This window comes from Paenibacillus spongiae (assembly GCF_024734895.1).
Lineage (GTDB): Bacteria > Bacillota > Bacilli > Paenibacillales > Paenibacillaceae > Paenibacillus_Z > Paenibacillus_Z spongiae.
This window is the reverse complement of record NZ_CP091430.1, coordinates 3,535,028-3,553,605: the sequence shown is the minus strand read 5'-3', so window position 1 is coordinate 3,553,605 and position 18,578 is coordinate 3,535,028. Positions and strand designations below refer to the sequence as shown.

Below are 18,578 nucleotides of genomic sequence, written 5' to 3'. Positions count from 1 at the left end.
GCCGCTTTTCTTTTTACACTCCTACTCAATTTCATCCACCACCAATTAATATATTTGATATGTTCAATACGTATTATAAAGAGTGACATATGAATTTGATGTGAATTTCGGCGGCCAGTATGATATGTGATATTGATCGGCATAAAAACACCACAACAACCGGATATTCACCTATACCGGAACCAGGAATATATTATCAATGAAAATAGGAATAAAGGAGAGCTGCAATGATTCCCCAGTACGGTTATTACTACGGTTACGTTCCTTACCGGAATGACGGCTTCCCTGTGCAGCCGGGCGGCCAAAAGCAGTGCCTGCAAACCGCGCTGCGGCTGGTGAGCGAAGCCGTTCAGGGCGAACGTTCCGACGAGCTGTTCTACCAGTATTTGATCTCTATTGCTCCTACGCAGGAGGAGAAGGACATCATCGCGTCAATCCGCGACGATGAGCGGAAACATAACCAGATGTTCCGGAAAATCTACAGAGATTTTACTGGCCAGGAGGTACCGTCTCCGGGTAACGGAGAACCGTTCGAGAAGCCTGCGTCGTATGTGGACGGCATTAAGATGGCGCTGTTCGGAGAATTGAGGGCGGTGGAGAAGTACCGGGAAATTAGACGCTGTTTACCGGAAGGGATGTATCGGGATATGCTGTTCGAGATTATTACCGACGAAATTAAGCATGCCTCGAAATACAATTACCTTTTTACGTTGAACCATTGCAACCAAGTCATGAAGGCGTAATTGTCTAACCATAACGTAAGTTGGAGCGACACCAGCCGAACCAAAGGCAGTTAGCCTACGGTTCGGTTGCCGCGGCGGATGATTTATAGAAAAAATAGGCAGCCCGCGGAAGTGGTCTGCCGTCCAACATGCTCTGAATTAATGCAGCATCTGTTCGTAACAACTGAAGGTCAGGTTGCCATTAATAAAAAAAGCCGCGAATTTCGCGGCTTTTTTTATCGGTCTATGATTAGCCCTGCTATATAACCTGAAATTTCCACATTATACAGGTTCACTATGCCTGTATCCTCGGCCGATCGGCCTTGCATTCCGGATTCGGTACCAATCCGAGGTGAGCCAGCTTGGTCAAATAATAGCATTCTTCCCTCATCATGTGATCCGGCATCAACGGACTGATCCGGTCCAATACTTCGGCGGTCAGCTCCATTTCCTCCAGTTCGTTCAGGAACGCGACGAAGAGCTTCATCTCGATGTCCACTTCCTTGTGGAGCCTGCGGAAAGCTGGAAAATCCTTGAGCTGCGTTCTCATATATCCGGCCATTTCTATGCTTTTGATATATAGTTGTTGAAAATGGGCTTCGAATTGTTCGCTTTTGTGAATGAGACGTTTCTCAACGGCATCCAAATTCGATGCAATGGCGGCGGCATGACCGGCTGCATCCGGCAGCCATAGAAAATCGTGATGCAGCGCATTGAACACTGGCACGGGCTTTCCCGCAATGAGATCTGTCAAAATACGCAGATACTCCTCCAGCTCGTTGACCATATGATTGAGCATCGTAGGCGCAAGCGCAATCGTAACTTTGCCGAGGATCGCCCTGTGCAGTAAATCGAGCTTAAACCTGCGCAATTCGATCGTCTTTTCATAGGCTTCGTTACTTATCGATGCGGAATTGGCCTCTGTACCTGCTATTCGTGATTGCTCGAGTAAATGATCGAAGGCTTGAATAAATGCTCCCGCAGTCTGTATATCCTGCGTTTCTTTCGATGAGAGTGTATTGAGAATAAATCTTGCGTGATCTCCCATGATCTGCAACCAGAAACGATGCTCATACCATACATGATGAATCAAACGCGGTCCCCCCCTTTCAACGTTATTCTTCTCGAAGGTATGAAGGAACTCGTGAATTTATTACGGATGCTGGTATATGGTTATTAGGTCTCTATATTGCCTCTCTCGTAGGATCAGTAGGGTCCATACTCATTCATATGTAGAAAAAGGGCCAACTGGTGGCCCTTTCTAATCATTTATATTGAAATTACCGGATTATCCATTCTGTATCAAGTGCCGCAGAAGGTTCGGTAAGGACGTGTGGCTGGCGCAGGCGGATCAGCGTAATCAAGCTGATCAGGTGTATGTGCATAAGGTTTCGATAGAACTGCAAGAAGCTGATTCATCACGCTGTAATCACCTTGCTTCACCGCGGCATCCAATGCTTCTTCTACCCGATGGTTCCGGGGAATTAGCGCGGGATTGCTGCTTCGCATCAATTGATGCGAGGAAGCTTTATCTTCCTGCTGCCTGCCTAGTCTCCCCTCCCACAGCTCATGCCACGAAGTAAATTCTTCCGTACCATACAGAACCGTTTCCTCAGGCTTATCAAACGTCAATGCGCGGAAAGTATTGGTGTAGTCCGCACGGCTCTTCTGCATCATGCGGAGCAGATCAACAATAAGAGCTTCATCCTCCGCCTCTTCGTTAAAGATGCCCAGCTTCGCTCTCATTCCGTTAAGCCAATGCTGGTGATATAGCTCGCTAAAGTCTGACATGGCATCCTCAGCCAGCTTGACAGCCTGCTCCTCGTTATCATCCAGCAGCGGCAGTAAAGTTTCAGCGAATCTCGCAAGATTCCATGCGGCAATATGCGGCTGGTTGCCATATGCATAGCGGCCTTGAACGTCAATGGAGCTGAATACGGTTGCCGGGTCGAAAGCATCCATGAAGGCACACGGGCCATAATCTATGGTTTCCCCGCTAATGGCCATGTTGTCTGTATTCATCACTCCATGAATAAAGCCGACGAGCTGCCATTTGGCGATTAGCCCGGCCTGACGTTTAATGACTTCCCGCAATAGAGTCAAGTAAGGGTTCCCATCCGTATCAGCTTCTGGAAAATGTCTTTGCAATGCGTAATCGGCCAGAGTTCTTAATTCTTTCCCGCCACCCCAATTTGCGGCATATTGAAAGGTGCCGACGCGCAGGTGACTGGCAGCCACACGGGTCAGGACTGCACCCGGCAGCTCGGTTTCGCGGATGATCGAATCTCCGGTTGTCACGACAGCCAGGCTGCGGGTGGTAGCAATACCAAGCGCTTGCATGGCTTCGCTGATGATGTATTCGCGCAGCATCGGTCCGAGTGCCGCGCGGCCGTCGCCGCGGCGGGAGTATGGTGTTGCGCCTGAACCCTTGAGCTGAACATCGACTCGTTCCCCTGAAGGGGTAATCTGTTCGCCGAGCAGCAGCGCCCGGCCGTCCCCTAACATGTTAAAGTGCCCGAACTGATGGCCCGCATATGCTTGAGCAAGTGGTTCTGCGCCTACGGGGACTTGGTTGCCGGCAAACACCGCTGCACCATCACCGCTTTGCAGCGCTTGAGCGTTCAAACCTAGCGATGCTGCCAATGGACCATTAAGAATAATCAGTTTGGGCGAGCTTACGGGGGTTGGGTTCTGCCTGGTGAAGAATGCTACCGGCAAACGGGCATAGCTGTTGTCAAAGTTCCATCCTGCTTCGGATAATGCTTTGTCTTCTGTCATCGGATCTCCTTTTATTTATGTATTCGTGTATCTTCGTTTTTTCATTTGTATGAAATAAAGATCATCTTAAGAAGGCAGCTCCTTTAGTGTTTTCTCATGCCAATTTATTATACTCCTTTCACATATGGATAGCGCACTGGCACAGAGATTTTTTATGGGATGAAGCCAATTCAACTATTCTTTAAGCCGTCGTTCTACGGCAATGGCATACAGTTTTTTCCTTGAATGTTTGCCTACTTAGTAAGTTAAATTAGTCTTTATTAAGAGTTTTGTGATTTTGTTCATCATCCAGCAAATTGACGCGATCGCGGAGAGGAGAACAGTTGTGATGATTGAGGAATATGCCGATATTAATGGGTATAAGATGCATTACTCTGAGCTTGGGACAGGTACACCGATTATATTCATCCATCCCCCGGTATTGACCAGCGTGAATTTTCATTACCAGCTCCAAGGACTATCGGCACATTTTCGTACAATCGCATTTGATATCCGGGGTCACGGCCGAAGCGGACCTTCCAGGGAAAAGATTACTTATTCCTTGATTGTCGAGGATATCAAGCAGTTGATGGATCGGTTGGAGATCGATAAAGCATATTTATGCGGCTACTCAACTGGTGGTTCGATCGTGCTTGAGTTTCTGCTGGCTCAACCGGACAGGGCTTTTGGCGGAATCGTTATTGGCGGAATGTCCGAAGTCGCAGACCGCAAGCTAAGAACCAAAATATCGCTAGGCCGCATCTGTTCAGAAATCGGAATGGTCTGTCCGATTGCGCTTATTACAGCTTGGGCACAATCCCATAGTAATACATCCTTCTTTCGAAAGTTATTTAACGACGCTAATAAAACAAACCCTATGAATGCCAAACAGTATTATCAATACAGCTTGCATTACGATTGTACGGATCGATTGCGACAGATAAGCCAGCCCGTATTGCTGGTTTATGGTGAGAAAGACAGACCATTCCATCCGTACGCCAAATTATTGCACCAACGATTGGCGAAGAACGAGTTATATTACTTCAAGAACATCGATCATCGGATTCCAACGAAGGCTGCCGGAAAGTTAAACCGATTGATCAAACAATTCATCGACACCGACACCCCTTTGCATTAAAGGGGTGTTCGTTTCAATGCTAAGCGATTTCATTATATAATAGATTGACAAGCATAACTGATAATGATTTCATCAAGAAACGTCTTCGAAAGGGGAATTATGTCACGGAAGAAAAAACAGCAGTTTAACGCTATCTTTGAGATCGGACTGTATGCCGTTTGCATCTTGTCCGCCGTCTATTACACTTTGCATGAGGTATACGCCAAAAGCTTTCAAGCGATATTGACGTTAACGGTCTTGCTTCTCATTCGGGGAATGGTCAGATGGACGAAGACCGAGCTGTTTCCTACTCTTCGGTTTTCCGTTCTTTTTTTCGTTGCGCTAGCCATGCTGATCGGCAACTTATTTGGTTTTTATGGCGTCATTCCGTATCTGGACAAAATCGAGCATTTGCTTTCCGGCGTTATTCTTTGCTTCATCGGGTTGCTGGTAATCAGAAAGATGATCCAAAAACAGGGTATGTCCGAATTCCCTCCCCCCATTGCCGTCTGGTTCTCTCTGTTCTTTGCTGTTGCTATGGCAGGATGTTGGGAAATTTACGAATTTACCGTCGACCGGCTGTTCGGGCTCAACAGCCAGAACGGCAGTCTGACCGATACGATGCTCGATATCCTATGCGGAACCGCAGGGGCAGCGGGTACCGCGCTTTTTCTTGCTTATCGGGCGAAGAGGCATCCACTGTCAATACTCGCTTCCGATGAAGCGCGATCATAAGAATGCCAATCCTTAAAGGCAGGGTATACAATCGTCCAAACGAATGTGAAAGGGACATCCATCAAAAGATGCGATGTCCCTTTCACATTCAAGCATTTCCCAGAATCGGTTCGTCAATGACATCAGGATCACTCGTATTGTTTATATTCGCCCCGTTCAATGTAATGACGACATTCCCCGTATTCCCCCCGCCTTGACCTGAAATCGCCTTATTGGCGGTTTTCGGTGAAATATTCAATGTATCGCCAAAATTGACCACTCCGTCATTGCTGTTAATATTGACTGAACCAACTAAGGATGGCATGGATCATCCCCCCTTTTAGGGGTAGAGCCGCAAACGGCATAAGACTTACGCTTTGCGCGTCTGGGCCAGAATTTGAATTTCACAACGATTGGGGCCTCTCTCTTAGCAGATGCCGGATATGTTTAATTCGTGTCTCGGCTTTCAGGGAATCGCTTGAACCGATATGGAAGACAGCGGAGGATGAGACACTGAACAGATCGATGTTACGCACGCCAATCACTGGGGATTCATTGATCGTTGTCATCTTGATATTTTCATTGACTACCGGTTGAACGATCGGCCGAAAAAAAATCTCCCAATCCAGAAATGAAAATTCGTTTTGGAAAAAAATCGCCCTCTCGCGTTGAACGGCAATGACATAATTGGCCGGCATGATTCGTTCCGAATCCCCAATCTCAGCAACCGTGGTAATTCCGATATCCGTAATACGAATATGTCCGACGGAAGAAATTCTGGCCAATGCCGACCGCCCCTTTACTCGATAGTTGGAATTACCGGAGCCGCAATCGGTATCGTAACGCCGACAATCAATTTTTCCGGCGGACCTTCGAACGCGCTGAACAACGAAATCGTCTCGATGTCTCCTACCATAAACGTGGATGCCGTGCTCAAAAAAGTCATTTTAACACAGTCAACCTCGAGTTCGCCATTGATCACCGTATATTCCATCTTATGTTCCATTCTCCTTTCGGAGCATATTTTTCATAAAGGATTCAAACGTTTTCTCGATGTCTCGTTTGACATCCTCATACACCGATTGCTGTATGGATGTCAATTGTTCCGGCGTTGCATCATCGGGACGGACACGTTTCAAATAATCGCGGATCCGCTTGTCGGTTTGTTTCTTTACGTCCTCCACGATAAACTTGCGATATTGCGTGTCGAGCGGGTACTTATATTGCGATTCCAACTCGTTAAGTGAATCATAAGCACCATTGTTTAAATAATTATCCACTTGCTGCTGAAGATCCGGAAGGAGCTGCGGATATTGTTTTTCAATCAACGACGGCGCGTCCAAGGTTTGTTCGACGGCGAATTCTTCTATGGACGAATCCGAATCCGATCCGTTCGGATTGATGCCGATGTTTAACGTCCCCTCTAATTTTTCCACCTTCAACAAGTCAAACCGGTACTCGTTGCGGATGACGGGCGGTTCGGCATTATGCTGCTTTAACCGTTTAAGCTCCTGGATCACGTCTTGAAGCTTCGCATCCATTTGCCGAATTTGTTCATTTTGATAATGCATGTAACCGTTCAATTGCTGTAAAAATTGTAATATTTCCTGGGGCACGTGCATTTGAATCAACCTCTCCTCCGGAAAATCGCTCGAACGTTTATCGAACCGTTTGGGATAAAGGGGTCAGAGGGATAAACGGTATGTCCGAAGCTGGAACCACTGAAGGCAGTAAGCCTGCCGCCGGTGCAGGTTGCGTAAACCCTCCTGTATTATAAAGCTGCGACAAGGGCTTAATAATCCCCGCGCTTCCGATCTGGAGAACCGATGAATTCGATATGGCCTCAACCTTCAGATTATGAATGACAATATTCTGGTGGACGAATAAATTCATGGTTGGATGTCCTCCTGATCTGTACCGTCAATGAAATTTTGCTCATATACATCGTTTCCATAGATGTTGATAATGCTAGGCGAATTGTTGATGTTTAAGGTATCCCCGGAATTGAAAGATCCGCCGCCGGCGAACGTCGTGTTAAAGCTGCTTGGCGCAATGGTTCCAACATCGCCTATATTAAAAACTCCGCTGTTATTGTTCACATTAATGGCTCCAACAATGGCCGGCATTGATCGACACCCTTTTTTTTTCGAGCCTAAATACTGGATCTCGCTTCCAACGATGTGACGGCTCCCATAAGTATCCTATGATGCCGTATTTCCGAGTATTCATTCATCCCCTGTAACTGCATAGATTATAGAAAGCAGGCGGCCGTTCATGACCGTTTCAAGCAAGGGAGGCAATGCCCGATGAAAGTGACCATCATAAATAAGTGCATCAAAGTAGGGAGCATGGAAATTGCCGGAATCGGCAGTTCAACCGTCGTATTGATTGGCGATACGGAAACCATTGTCAACTCCTCAATCTTCGATACACCGGCGGATTCGTTGATTTTCGATCCCCGAGTGCCCTTGAAACATAACGAAAACAACCCTTAACCAATAAAAATGACGACATTGAGGTGGTTATCGTGGATGATTCGAAGAATGAAGCACCGAACTTCAAGCCGTTTTGGGAAAATGATATTCCGTTTAATCTCAACGACAAACTAGATAACTTTTCGTGGATAGAAAAATACGTACAGGATGCAATGAAGCAATTTCTGCCTAAGCCGGTTAACATTAATTCCCGCACAAAGAATTACCAGATGGAAATGTTTGAAACTCACAAAAACGTCATCGTCAAATTGCATCTATCCGAGAAAGAAGCCAGGAATGTTAGCATATATACCGGCGTCAACCGCATCCGGCTGGAAGGCTATCCGGAAAACAATAGGAAAATCATTAAACTGACCACTTATGTCGTTCCGGACAGCTGTTTGGCGGTATATAAGAATGGGATCTTGCAGCTGCATATGCGGAAGCAAGAGATCGACGATTACTTTCATGAAGTGAACGTCAAGTTTCCGAAATAGCCCCGTATAAGGATAAACGCATCGTTAACGCAAAAAACCGTCACCCGATGCATGACCGGGTGACGGCTTGAAATCATGATTGTTGTTTTCTTCTTTTACCGAGTATCCAATCGAGCACAAACAGAAGTAATACTGCACCTACGACGTAATAAATCCAGCTGTATGATGTTTGCTTTGTTGTTTCAGAAGTTTTCTTGTCGGGCGATGCCGTTTGAGCGGTTTCGCCGTTATCGTACGCCGATGAATGGGTTGACGCCGCGGCAGCTGGATCCTCTTGACTGTCCAGGGGAGCCGGTTCAGGCACCTTCGCTTCTTCTTTTGGAGGCTCTACAACCGGCGCATCTACAGTAAAGGTATAGTTGCCTTTGATAACGTGCGTGTCCTCCCCCATTATGCTCCAATTCACCGTGTATTTTCCATTATCCAGCGGTTTATCCAGCGTGCCGGTCATCGTATCTTGATCGATCTCGACAGCTATAGCAATTTCATTTTCTTGCTCATCTTTGAGAGTAATTCGACTTAACGTCTCAATATCCGTATTGAACTTCAACCGAATTTCCGTGAGAGGCTCCTTAATCAATTCATTCTCTGAAGGCGATGCGGTCTCAAGCCCAGTATGAGCGAAAGCAATCTGAGGCAGCATGAGCAATATAAGCGCAATTCCAGTCGTCCATAACCATTTCATAAACGTATTATTATCCTTCCGCCGTTGAATTCTTGTCACCCCGCATAGTATAACAGATCACGGATACTCAGGTATGACTCTTTAGGGCTATAAAAAATGAACAGAATATGAAAACCTTACGGTAGATTTTGGATGCGCATACAAGTACAATTGGGGGGAAGATCGCATGAGATAAGGAGTGAAGAACGATGTCATCCCCTGAGCCGAACATAATCGTCGTCATGTGCGACCAGCTGCGCGCCTTCGAAACCGGCTGTTACGGCAACCCGATCATTCGCACGCCCCATATCGACCGGCTTGCCGGTGAAGGCGTACGCTTCGAATATGCCGTGACGAACAATCCGGTGTGCATGCCCGCCCGTTCAAGCTTGTTGTCCGGACAGTACAGCCGCAGCTGTATCGGTACGACGGGCAACATAACGGAGCCGGACGAGAACGGTCGCATGCACCTGCCGGAATATCCGTCGAAACATCGCCGCACAATGCTAGGACCAACCTTGCCGGAAGAGCTGAACAAACTCGGCTATCGAACCGCTCTGATCGGCAAATGGCATATCGACCCTGCTCCGGAGACGATCGGGTTCGAGGAGAGCCTATATCCATACGTTCACCATCGCCATACCGGCCAAACATTCATCCGCGGAGCCGAAGCAGCAGAAGAAACCGTCGCAGCGTTCAGCGTCGAATTCGAGGCGGATCAAGTCGAGCGCTTTCTCGCAAAACCGCATGACCGCCCTTTTTTCCTCTATTACAACATCTCGCCGCCGCATATGCCGCTCGACGACGCTCCAGAAGACTATAAGTCGATGTATTCGCCGGAGTCTGTCCCGCTTCGCCCCAACGTTTACGACGAGGAAGGCAAGCCGGCATATGACGAGGAATGGTTCAAAATTTACTTATGGGATTTTCTATATTACCAGCACCGTATGCCCCATACCGCCGAGCTTCCTGAGGGCTTCGATTTGAACAAGCTGACCGCTTTGTATTATGGGCTTACTACATGGGTAGACGATACGGTAGGCAAGCTTATGGATGCACTGAAGAGACACGGCCATTCGGAGCGGACGATCGTCGTCTTTCTGTCGGATCACGGCGACAATCTCGGCAGTCACGGACATTTCAACAAGAGTCAATTGTATGACGAGTCAATCCGCATCCCGCTCGTTTTTCACTCTCCAGCGTATTGGGATCCCCGAATTAATGGGCAGCAGGTCGCGCAGATCATCGATATCATGCCGACTCTGCTCGATATTGCAGGGGGCATTATTCCGGACGGAGTGCAAGGAAGAAGCCTGAAGCCGATTCTAGACGGTACGTGCGATGTGGTGGCATCCTCCGAAGCTTACGTCGAGACCGATTCCCGTCTGGTCGGCATACGGACCGCTCATCATCTGTACGGCGTCCGGCTGTCCGACGATTTCCGATCCGTGGAAGACGATCGTGCCTTCTTCTTCGATCTGCGCCGCGACCCGTACGAGATGAACAACTTGGCCGGAACGGAGGAGCAGCCGGAAGTTGCCGCTGAATTGAGGAGCAAAGTGCTGGAGTGGATTCGCGTAACGCCGTGGCTGAACAGCGATGCGTTATGATGAGCGATGAATATCCCCGATTCAAGAACATGAGTCGTCATGGAGGCCGAGGATGCCTGTTTCAATTGGGAAGCCCTGTAGTTTAATGGATGACCTCGATAGCAAACACATAGGACGAGCTTCCTTCCGTAATTCTCTTGAGATACCATAATGTTCCAACAACAGAAGGTCATCCAGCTGTACAGTAAAAGCCCGCCGCTGTTTATTATCAGCGGCGGGCTGCCTTGTTAACGTTTATGATAATGTGCCGGACTGCTTATAATCGACAAACCCGTGATATCGGTTAAACCAGTCCAGCTTCCTTCAAATTCAAATAACTGACCGTCGCCGTCTCGAAAGGCGTCAAGTGGCGCATTCGATCCTGCTCGACGACCATCCACTCGACACCGGTTTCCATTGCGGCTGCGATCGAGCCGCGCACGTTAACGATGCCGGTTCCCACCGCCGTGAATGGATTGGAATCCGTGTAGCTGTGCATGTCCTTCACATGAATGGCGGGTACGCGTCCTGCCAGCTTGCGCAGCACGTAGACCGGATCTGCGCCGCCGTGTGAAATCCAGGCGATATCCATCTCGAAGAAAAGGGCGGCCGGGTCCGAATATTCCGCGAGCAAATCCATCGCGTTGACGCCATTGAACACATTCCGGAATTCATGGCCATGATTGTGGTAGCACAGCTTGATGCCTGCTGCGGCTAATTTTGAACCGGCTTCGTTATAGAGCTTGGCGTCCGCTAGAACGCTCTCGCGCGAATCGCATGGTGCCCACCAGACGGTTACACGCTTCGAATGAAGCGCTTTGGCATTGGCAATCAACGTGTCAAGGTTATCCCTGAGCTGTTCACGGCTTGCACTGCAAGTCAGAACCTCCAGTCCGAGTCCATGGAACCGCGCTACATTCGCTTCCGTATCGCCTTCCAGCAGCTGCTCCGCCCCTTCGATGCCGCGGTATCCGATCGCCGCCACTTTCTCCATCGTTCCCCAGAAATCCTCCCTTGCTTCTTCGCCGACGATTCCAATCAATCCGATATTCAGCTTGCTGCTCAAGGTACGGCTCCCTCCCTTTCGTTTATCAGAACCCGTCAATCACGAACGCGTTACTTGCTGTACTGCGTGTTCTCTATTTCCATTTCGCCGCTCCTGAGCAAAAACCTGTTAAACAATCATTTCATTTCAAATAGGCTTAGGCCGTTTCCTGACAAACATCATACTCCATAAACCAATCCCATATTTACCAGCTCACAGATAGAGCCTCGCGTAGTCCAACGCGATTAACGGATGGCCTATTTGGGTTGGTCGATTATATTTGGGGATGAAAATCAGTGTTGAGGACACGCTAATGCAAGATATTAGAATATAAACACGAGGTGACAAACAATGAAGCGAAGGCACCCCTATTGGCCGCTTCGGGTCATTGCATCTGCGATACTGATATGGAACCTATTGAATGACATTGGATACCATTATTCCTCAGCTGAGCCATCTCTGCCGATCGTGGCTGATCAGGGAATATATTCAATCGAAATTTATCCTCAATATCATCAACTGATCGTACGGGCACAAGGACAGAAATTCAAAACTTATCCTGTTGCCGTCGGAAATCCTTCCACCCCGACCCCGGTCGGCGAGTATCAAATCGTATATAAGGGAAAGAATTGGGGTCCTTCTTTTGGTCCGCGCTGGCTAGGTTTTAATGTACCCTGGGGAAATTACGGGATTCACGGCACGAACAAGCCGTACTCGATCGGACAGCATCTGAGTCACGGATGTATCCGCATGCGCAATCGCGATGTCATTGAATTATTCGAGATTATTCCTCTAGGTTCGAAAGTAACCATCTATGGCCATGTATTGGGAGATCCGAGTCATGATCCAAGGGAATTGGCAGAGGGGGACGTCGGAGGCGATGTGCAGCTGATTCAATCTCGTTTGAAAAGTGCCGGTTACTTCAAAGGGAGCTGTAATGGAAAGTTCCGTACGGATACAACCGCAGCGATAAAAGGATTTCAACGCGACCACCGTATGACCCAAGACGGTGTAGCGTCGATAGAGATGTATAAGAAGCTAGGGTTGTTGGAATGACGGACATCGAATGTGAAAACCGCCTGTTAGTGGCGGTTTTTTCATTAACATATGATGTCGTAATATCGATGGTGGAAGAATCCGATGACTGAATAGTTCCGCCCGCTAATTTTACGGCAAAACGGTCCCCGCCCAGACATCCTTGGCGTAACGCCCTTCAGTTTGAAGCAGCTCCAGCAAAATCGCTCCGGGCGGGAATCATCCGCGTCGTCCCCCCATGCTTCCTTGTCCCAATGGAGCTGCAGAAGGACGATGCTACCTTCTTTTTTGACGGGGTTTTTGCGCCAATAAAGGAAAGTGACCAAGCGGACCATATGTTTGGGGTTGAGCGATCATCGCGGCTTCCTTCATAACAAACATCCTCTCGTCATTTAATAATCGAAAAGTTCACGTGCCAAGAGACACATACATCGATTGTATAGTCTGCCTACTTGCTGCCTGTCTTGAAGCCATGGAGCAGTGTCTCCAAGATTAACGGTGCAGCCGATTCTTTGGCGACATGGCCTTCTTGAACCTGCTGCCAGGTGATAAAGAGAAGCCAGTACAGCACGTTCAGAATCCATTCGCTGCTCATATCCTGACGGAAATAGCCTTTACGCTGCAGTGATTGTATGGTCTGCCGCACCGGTTCTTTCAGCTTGTCCTCGGCCTCCTCCATCTCCTTGCTGTACATAAGCGACGTATCATGAGCAAGAAAATATATTTTGTCGCCCAGCGGAATAAGAACCTCGACCAACGCCGGAATATAGGTTTCGTTATTCTCCTCGTCCAGTGGAATTTGGCTCATCGTCTGTCCAACGACCTGCACGGCTCGCAGACCCAGCTGCAGCATCAGCTGCTCTCTGCAATCTACATAACGGTGCAGTGTAGCAATCCCAATCCCGGCATAGTCGGCTATTTCGTTCAAGGATGCGCCTGAACAAGATCTTGCCCGAGTTTCTTAAAATCCGAATAGTTCCTTCATTCCCAGCGCATGCTATATCAGGCTGCATGATGCGGCTCTATCCATATTTTGAGGAGGGCAACGAAAATGGCACATCCTGATAATCGCGCTAACAACGCGGAGCGTCTGCAAAAAGCGGCGAAGAACACAGCGGAGAATTTAAACGAAGCGGAACAATATCTCGACGAGCATGCCGATGAAATATCGGCGAGCGAAATCGAGAACATTGAAGCAAAGAACGAACGCCGCGAAGAAAGCATTGCGGGAATGAAATCCGAAATCGAAGACGAGCAGCAGTTCCAACAGCGTCAGCAATAGTCACTGCGGACATACCGCCATAACCGCCCCTGAGCGATTGCGCGATCCACTGCTTCGCATACCAAGGGGCGGTTTTCTCATGCTAATCGGATCCTCCAAGAACGGCATGGGAGCTTAAGGCGCTTTAGTCTCCCGTCATGTTCAATCGCATTTTCCTCGCCCTGCTCCCTGCTTTCACACCCCATTATTTTTCCATGTAATATCATGCCTCAACCGCCAGATCTTCCAAACATCCAAGGAAAAAGAATCATTCTTCATGAGTCGAAGCTCCCCGGGTTATTGGATGGTGCTATTTACAAGGAAACCACCTTTTGCTAGAATGACGATATTCTATATGTTAACCAACATTTAATTAATAGGTTAACATATAGAAACTATGAAAGATTTGGTGATCCTTCCATGACAACGATTAATAATCAGCTTGCAGCTATGAACAAGACTCATCTGTGGCACCCTTTTACGCAAATGAAAGATTACAATGAATCCGATCCGCTTATTATCGAACGCGGTGAAGGAATCATGCTCATCGACGTTAATGGCCGGGCTTATTACGATGGATTCTCTTCTGTTTGGCTGAATGTGCACGGGCATAATGTGCCGGAGCTGAATCAGGCGATTACGGAACAGCTGGGACGCGTCGCTCATTCTACTCTGCTCGGCATCGCCAATGTCCCCGCTATTGAGCTCGCAGAGAAGCTCATACATATCGCACCCCAAGGATTGAACAAGGTCTTCTATTCGGATTCGGGAGCAACCGGAGTAGAAATTGCCATCAAGATGGCATTCCAATACTGGCACAATCGCGGCATGAAAGAAAAGACGGCTTTTATTACGATGAATCAGGCCTATCATGGCGATACGATCGGTGCGGTTAGCGTCGGCTCAATCCCGCTGTATCAAGAGGTGTTCCGTCCGATGCTGTTTCCGTCGCACGTCATTCCATATCCGTATGCGTACCGTCATGAAGGCGGTGCAGCTGCAGCTAAGGAAGCCGCGATATCCGCGCTTCGCCATTTGCTTGAGACGCGAGCACATGAAATTGCCGCTCTAATCCTGGAACCGATTGTGCAAGGAGCAAGCGGCATTATCGTCATGCCGCCGGGTTGCTTGCGGGAAATGGCTGCGTTATGCCGGAAGCATGACGTTCTTCTCATCGCGGACGAAGTTGCGACCGGATTCGGCCGGACAGGTGCTATGTTCGCCTGCGACCATGAAGACGTAACGCCTGATGTGATGGTTATCGGAAAAGGGTTAACCGGCGGATACTTGCCCGTTGCGGCAACCTTAACGACAGACGAAGTATACAACGCATTCTACGCAAGCCATGAAGAGCAGAAAACATTCTTTCACGGTCATTCTTTCACCGGCAACCCGCTTGGCTGTGCGGTTGCATTGGCCAACTTAAAGCTGTTCGAGGAACGGAACATCGTTGAAGGGGTTAAGGCGAAGGCTGCTTTCACCCGGCATAAGCTGGCTATGCTCCAAGAACGTCCTCATGTCGGAGATATCCGGCAGCAAGGACTTATGATCGGGATTGAGCTGGTGCGGGATAAAGAAACGCGTGAGCCCTACAACTGGACGGACCGCATCGGGTATCACGTATGTCAGCGGGCCAGAGAACTGGGGATGCTCACAAGACCTCTTGGCGATGTGGTCGTCTTCATGCCTCCGCTCGTCAGCTCCGAAGAGGAGCTTGAGGCCATGATCGACATTTTGACGAAATCGATCATCGATATCACCGAAGGAGGTCCGGCGGCGTGACCGGATTACGAGGAATATTCGTCACAGGAACAGACACCGGGATAGGAAAAACGCTGATTACGGGAGCGATAGCCGCAGCGCTCCGCGCCGAAGGGATGAACATCGGCGTCTGGAAGCCGGTGCAATCCGGCGCACAGATCGGCAGCGGAGATACGGACGCTGAACGGCTGCTGAACTATTCAGGAATCGTTGAAGATCCCCAGATGGTGGCCCCATTCACCTTTGAAGCTCCGCTCACCCCCCTTCTCGCCGCCAAGCAAGCTGGTGTGACGCTCCATATGAACGCGTTGATTGCCGCAGGCGAAGAGCTGGTCAACCGATATGAGGCGCTATGTATAGAAGGTGCAGGTGGCGTTGGTGTTCCACTGACGGAGGATGCGCTTGTGGCGGACTTGATTGCGCAGCTGAATATCCCCGTATTGATCGTAGCCCGTTCCACCCTTGGTACCGTCAACCATACGCTGCTAACCGCTTCATACTTACGGCAGCGCAGCATTCCGATCATTGGCGTAATCCTGAATGATGGCGCTCTTGGGAACGAGCATGACGATCCGAGTATCGCCGCCAATGCGGAGCTCATTGAACGTTACGCCGGTCTGCGCGTGCTCGGACGGTTCCCAAGTTTACGAAGGAAGCCTACCCCTGAGCTGTTGAGCGGCATCGTTCGGCGAACGATCCAATTAACGCCGGTCAAGCAGGCCCTATCGATTTAACCCTAGGAGGACGAAGAACATGAACACGATAACTTTCAACCAGTGGCAGCTCCTAGCCCATAAAGCGTTAGATGGAGAATGTATCACGATGGACGAAGCGCTCTCCGTACTTGAAGCCGACAATGACGAGGTGCTGCAGCTGATGCACGCGGCTTTTCAAGTACGCAAACATTACTTCGGCAAAAATGTGAAGCTGAACATGATCATCAATGCCAAGAGCGGCCTATGCCCGGAGGACTGCGGATATTGTTCGCAATCGATCGTATCGACGGCACCGGTTCAGAAGTATGCTCTACTTGACAAGGAAACGCTGCTGGCTGGCGCGCGTGAAGCGTTATCGCGCAGAGCCGGAACCTATTGCATTGTCGCTTCCGGCAAAGGCCCGACCGACAAGGAGCTGGATCAAGTCGTGGATGCGGTCAAAGAAATCCGGGATACGATGCCTCTGAAGATCTGTACGTGCTTAGGAATATTGAAGGAAGGTCAAGCGGAGCGTCTAGCGGAAGCCGGCGTACACCGGTATAACCATAATCTGAATACTAGCAAAGCGCACTATCCTTCGATCACGACGACGCATACCTACGAGCAACGAATAGATACGGTTGAGAAGGTAAAAGCACACGGAATGTCCCCTTGTTCCGGCGTAATTATCGGCATGGGCGAATCAGATCGGGAAATCGTTGAGATGGCTTTCGCTCTCCGTGAGCTGGATGCCGATTCGATTCCGATCAACTTCCTGAATGCGATTCCGGGCACTCCGCTGGAACAAGCTGGCCGCACAGCCCCGCTTAAAGCGCTGAAAGTATTGGCATTATTCCGGTTCATCTGTCCGGCGAAGGAAATCCGTGTCGCAGGCGGCCGCGAGGTCAACCTCCGCACCCTGCAGCCCTTGACTCTGTATGCGGCGAATTCTCTTTTCGTCGGCGATTATTTAACGACGGCAGGCCAAGATATTTCATCCGATCATCAAATCATCGAAGATCTGGGATTTGAAATCGAATTAAACGCGTTATAAGGTGGCAATAGCATGAACGGGTTGGAAAATGAACTTGAATCGCTGCAAAATGAAGGCTTGGAGCGCACCATTCGTACTTGCTCCAATGTTCCGGGCAAGCCCGGTTATACGCTGCGCAAAGACCGATTACTGCTTAACCTGTCATCCAATGACTATCTTGGTCTCGCGCAGCATCCCAAAATAATCGAATCTATGCGTGATGTGCTGCTTCTCGAGGGTGCCGGCGCCGGCGCTTCCCGCCTTATTACCGGCAACCGTGGTCCTTATGACCGGTTGGAAGAATCGTTGGCCGCATGGCAGAACTGCGAAGCAGCGCTCGTATTCGCCAACGGCTATATGGCAAATTCAGGCGTCATTCGCGCGCTCGCAGGCCGTGGCGATGTCGTATTCAGCGATCGGCTGAACCATGCGAGCATCGTGGACGGCATCGTGATGAGCAGAGCGGAGCACGCCCGGTATCGTCATAACGATATGGAACATTTGCGACATCTATTGAACAAGTATCGGGACCGTCCTCGAAAGCTGATCGTTACAGATGCCGTGTTCTCGATGGATGGCGACCAGGCGCATTTGCGTGAGATTGCTGCGCTCAAACGCGAGTACGGAGCGATGCTGATGGTGGATGAAGCGCATAGCGGAGGCGTTTATGGCGTACATGGCGAAGGATTATGCCATGAGCTGGGACTCCACGATGAAGTTGACGTCCATATGGGCACATTCAGCAAATCGTTCGGCGTATACGGCGCTTACGTAACCGGCAGCCGAACGCTCATTCGATGGCTGGTGAACAAGGCAAGGCCGCTCATTTATTCAACGGCGCTGCCGCCTGCGATCGTTGCTGGAATTGGAATAGCGCTGGAATTGGTTCAAGCCGGCCATGAACGCCGCCAATATCTCTTAAGTGCAAGCAAGCTGTTCCGTTCATCACTTGGCAATGCCGGGTTTCAAGTCGCCGAGGGGAACTCTCCCATTGTACCGGTTATTGTCGGCGATAATCATACCGCGCTCCGTTTCAGTGAAATGCTTGAGACTGATGGGATTGCCGCGTCCGCCATCCGCCCTCCTACTGTTCCTGACGGTACGGCCCGAATCCGCTTCTCCCTGACTGAAGCACATACAGAGCAGGAGCTGATCGATGCCATTGCGAAAATTTGCCGAGTTGGACACCAATTAGGCGTCCTGGAGACATGAGT

General features: G+C 49.3%; 22 protein-coding genes and 1 pseudogene. 12 read left to right on the top strand and 11 right to left on the bottom strand.

Annotated features, from left to right (window positions below; all coding sequences use genetic code 11):
- Positions 1-227 precede the first annotated feature (227 nt).
- Positions 228-743, top strand: coding sequence for a ferritin-like domain-containing protein (locus L1F29_RS16310; RefSeq protein ID WP_258389351.1), 516 nt, complete (start codon positions 228-230; stop codon positions 741-743).
- A 274-nt stretch (positions 744-1,017) separates the two neighbouring features.
- Here L1F29_RS16310 and L1F29_RS16305 read toward each other — a convergent pair whose 3' ends face one another.
- Together L1F29_RS16305 and L1F29_RS16300 are read right to left on the bottom strand one after the other, a co-directional pair.
- Complete coding sequence (locus L1F29_RS16305) at positions 1,018-1,815, bottom strand: DUF2935 domain-containing protein (RefSeq protein ID WP_258389350.1); 798 nt, start codon at positions 1,813-1,815, stop codon at positions 1,018-1,020.
- 209 nt (positions 1,816-2,024) lie between these two features.
- Positions 2,025-3,500 carry a protein adenylyltransferase SelO gene (locus L1F29_RS16300; protein WP_258389349.1) on the bottom strand — a complete coding sequence of 492 codons (1,476 nt, stop codon included), beginning with the start codon at positions 3,498-3,500 and terminating at the stop codon, positions 2,025-2,027.
- 328 nt (positions 3,501-3,828) lie between these two features.
- Here L1F29_RS16300 and L1F29_RS16295 point away from each other — a divergent pair, with 328 nt between their 5' ends.
- Both L1F29_RS16295 and L1F29_RS16290 read left to right on the top strand, forming a co-directional pair.
- A complete protein-coding gene (locus tag L1F29_RS16295; RefSeq protein ID WP_258389348.1) occupies positions 3,829-4,617 on the top strand; it encodes an alpha/beta fold hydrolase in 789 nt (262 codons plus the stop codon).
- 99 nt (positions 4,618-4,716) lie between these two features.
- Complete coding sequence (locus L1F29_RS16290) at positions 4,717-5,331, top strand: DUF2238 domain-containing protein (RefSeq protein WP_258389347.1); 615 nt, start codon at positions 4,717-4,719, stop codon at positions 5,329-5,331.
- Between the two features lie 88 nt (positions 5,332-5,419).
- Here the strand turns inward: L1F29_RS16290 and L1F29_RS16285 are convergent, their stop codons facing one another.
- From L1F29_RS16285 to L1F29_RS16260, 6 genes are all read right to left on the bottom strand, one after another.
- Entirely contained in the window at positions 5,420-5,635 is a 216-nt protein-coding gene (locus tag L1F29_RS16285) for a spore germination protein (protein WP_258389346.1), read from the bottom strand.
- A gap of 79 nt (positions 5,636-5,714) precedes the next feature.
- Positions 5,715-6,095: a spore germination protein GerPE gene (locus tag L1F29_RS16280; protein ID WP_258389345.1), complete on the bottom strand. Its 381-nt coding sequence runs from the start codon at positions 6,093-6,095 to the stop codon at positions 5,715-5,717.
- A gap of 14 nt (positions 6,096-6,109) precedes the next feature.
- Positions 6,110-6,304, bottom strand: a complete 195-nt coding sequence (locus L1F29_RS16275) for a spore germination protein GerPD (RefSeq protein ID WP_258389344.1) — start codon at positions 6,302-6,304, stop codon at positions 6,110-6,112.
- Position 6,305: 1 nt separating this feature from the next.
- Positions 6,306-6,932 (bottom strand): spore germination protein GerPC, encoded by a 627-nt coding sequence (gene gerPC / locus L1F29_RS16270; protein ID WP_258389343.1) that lies wholly within the window; start codon positions 6,930-6,932, stop codon positions 6,306-6,308.
- Positions 6,933-6,969: 37 nt separating this feature from the next.
- The gene (locus tag L1F29_RS16265; RefSeq protein WP_258389342.1) at positions 6,970-7,203 is read right to left on the bottom strand and encodes a spore germination protein GerPB; all 234 of its coding nucleotides are present in this window, start codon (positions 7,201-7,203) and stop codon (positions 6,970-6,972) included.
- Positions 7,200-7,436 (bottom strand): spore germination protein, encoded by a 237-nt coding sequence (locus L1F29_RS16260; RefSeq protein WP_258389341.1) that lies wholly within the window; start codon positions 7,434-7,436, stop codon positions 7,200-7,202. Before L1F29_RS16260 ends, L1F29_RS16265 begins: the two co-directional genes overlap by 4 nt.
- A 180-nt stretch (positions 7,437-7,616) precedes the next feature.
- Between L1F29_RS16260 and L1F29_RS16255 the strand changes: the two genes are divergently transcribed.
- Complete coding sequence (locus L1F29_RS16255) at positions 7,617-7,805, top strand: spore germination protein GerPD (RefSeq protein WP_258389340.1); 189 nt, start codon at positions 7,617-7,619, stop codon at positions 7,803-7,805.
- A gap of 32 nt (positions 7,806-7,837) precedes the next feature.
- Positions 7,838-8,281 carry an Hsp20/alpha crystallin family protein gene (locus L1F29_RS16250; protein ID WP_258389339.1) on the top strand — a complete coding sequence of 148 codons (444 nt, stop codon included), beginning with the start codon at positions 7,838-7,840 and terminating at the stop codon, positions 8,279-8,281.
- 73 nt (positions 8,282-8,354) lie between these two features.
- Here the strand turns inward: L1F29_RS16250 and L1F29_RS16245 are convergent, their stop codons facing one another.
- Positions 8,355-8,966, bottom strand: a complete 612-nt coding sequence (locus tag L1F29_RS16245; protein ID WP_258389338.1) for a copper resistance CopC family protein — start codon at positions 8,964-8,966, stop codon at positions 8,355-8,357.
- Between the two features lie 188 nt (positions 8,967-9,154).
- On the opposite strand from L1F29_RS16245, the gene L1F29_RS16240 reads away from it, so the two are divergent.
- Positions 9,155-10,555, top strand: coding sequence for a sulfatase family protein (locus L1F29_RS16240; protein ID WP_258389337.1), 1,401 nt, complete (start codon positions 9,155-9,157; stop codon positions 10,553-10,555).
- Between the two features lie 283 nt (positions 10,556-10,838).
- On the opposite strand, the gene L1F29_RS16235 is transcribed toward L1F29_RS16240, so the two are convergent.
- A complete protein-coding gene (locus tag L1F29_RS16235) occupies positions 10,839-11,600 on the bottom strand; it encodes a sugar phosphate isomerase/epimerase family protein (RefSeq protein WP_258389336.1) in 762 nt (253 codons plus the stop codon).
- A gap of 330 nt (positions 11,601-11,930) precedes the next feature.
- Here L1F29_RS16235 and L1F29_RS16230 point away from each other — a divergent pair, with 330 nt between their 5' ends.
- A complete protein-coding gene (locus L1F29_RS16230; RefSeq protein ID WP_258389335.1) occupies positions 11,931-12,635 on the top strand; it encodes a L,D-transpeptidase family protein in 705 nt (234 codons plus the stop codon).
- A gap of 427 nt (positions 12,636-13,062) precedes the next feature.
- Here L1F29_RS16230 and L1F29_RS16225 read toward each other — a convergent pair.
- Positions 13,063-13,548 (bottom strand): annotated as a pseudogene (locus L1F29_RS16225) (TetR/AcrR family transcriptional regulator); the annotation flags it as partial.
- A gap of 117 nt (positions 13,549-13,665) precedes the next feature.
- Here L1F29_RS16225 and tlp point away from each other — a divergent pair.
- The 5 genes from tlp to bioF all read left to right on the top strand — a co-directional run bounded on the left by tlp (position 13,666) and on the right by bioF (position 18,576).
- A complete protein-coding gene (tlp, locus tag L1F29_RS16220; RefSeq protein ID WP_258389334.1) occupies positions 13,666-13,896 on the top strand; it encodes a small acid-soluble spore protein Tlp in 231 nt (76 codons plus the stop codon).
- A gap of 399 nt (positions 13,897-14,295) precedes the next feature.
- Complete coding sequence (gene bioA / locus L1F29_RS16215; RefSeq protein WP_258389333.1) at positions 14,296-15,657, top strand: adenosylmethionine--8-amino-7-oxononanoate transaminase; 1,362 nt, start codon at positions 14,296-14,298, stop codon at positions 15,655-15,657.
- Complete coding sequence (bioD, locus tag L1F29_RS16210) at positions 15,654-16,370, top strand: dethiobiotin synthase (RefSeq protein ID WP_258389332.1); 717 nt, start codon at positions 15,654-15,656, stop codon at positions 16,368-16,370. Before bioA ends, bioD begins: the two co-directional genes overlap by 4 nt.
- A gap of 19 nt (positions 16,371-16,389) precedes the next feature.
- Positions 16,390-17,385 (top strand): biotin synthase BioB, encoded by a 996-nt coding sequence (gene bioB / locus L1F29_RS16205; protein ID WP_258389331.1) that lies wholly within the window; start codon positions 16,390-16,392, stop codon positions 17,383-17,385.
- Positions 17,386-17,397: 12 nt separating this feature from the next.
- Positions 17,398-18,576, top strand: coding sequence for an 8-amino-7-oxononanoate synthase (gene bioF, locus L1F29_RS16200; RefSeq protein WP_258389330.1), 1,179 nt, complete (start codon positions 17,398-17,400; stop codon positions 18,574-18,576).
- The last annotated feature ends 2 nt before the right edge of the window (positions 18,577-18,578 follow it).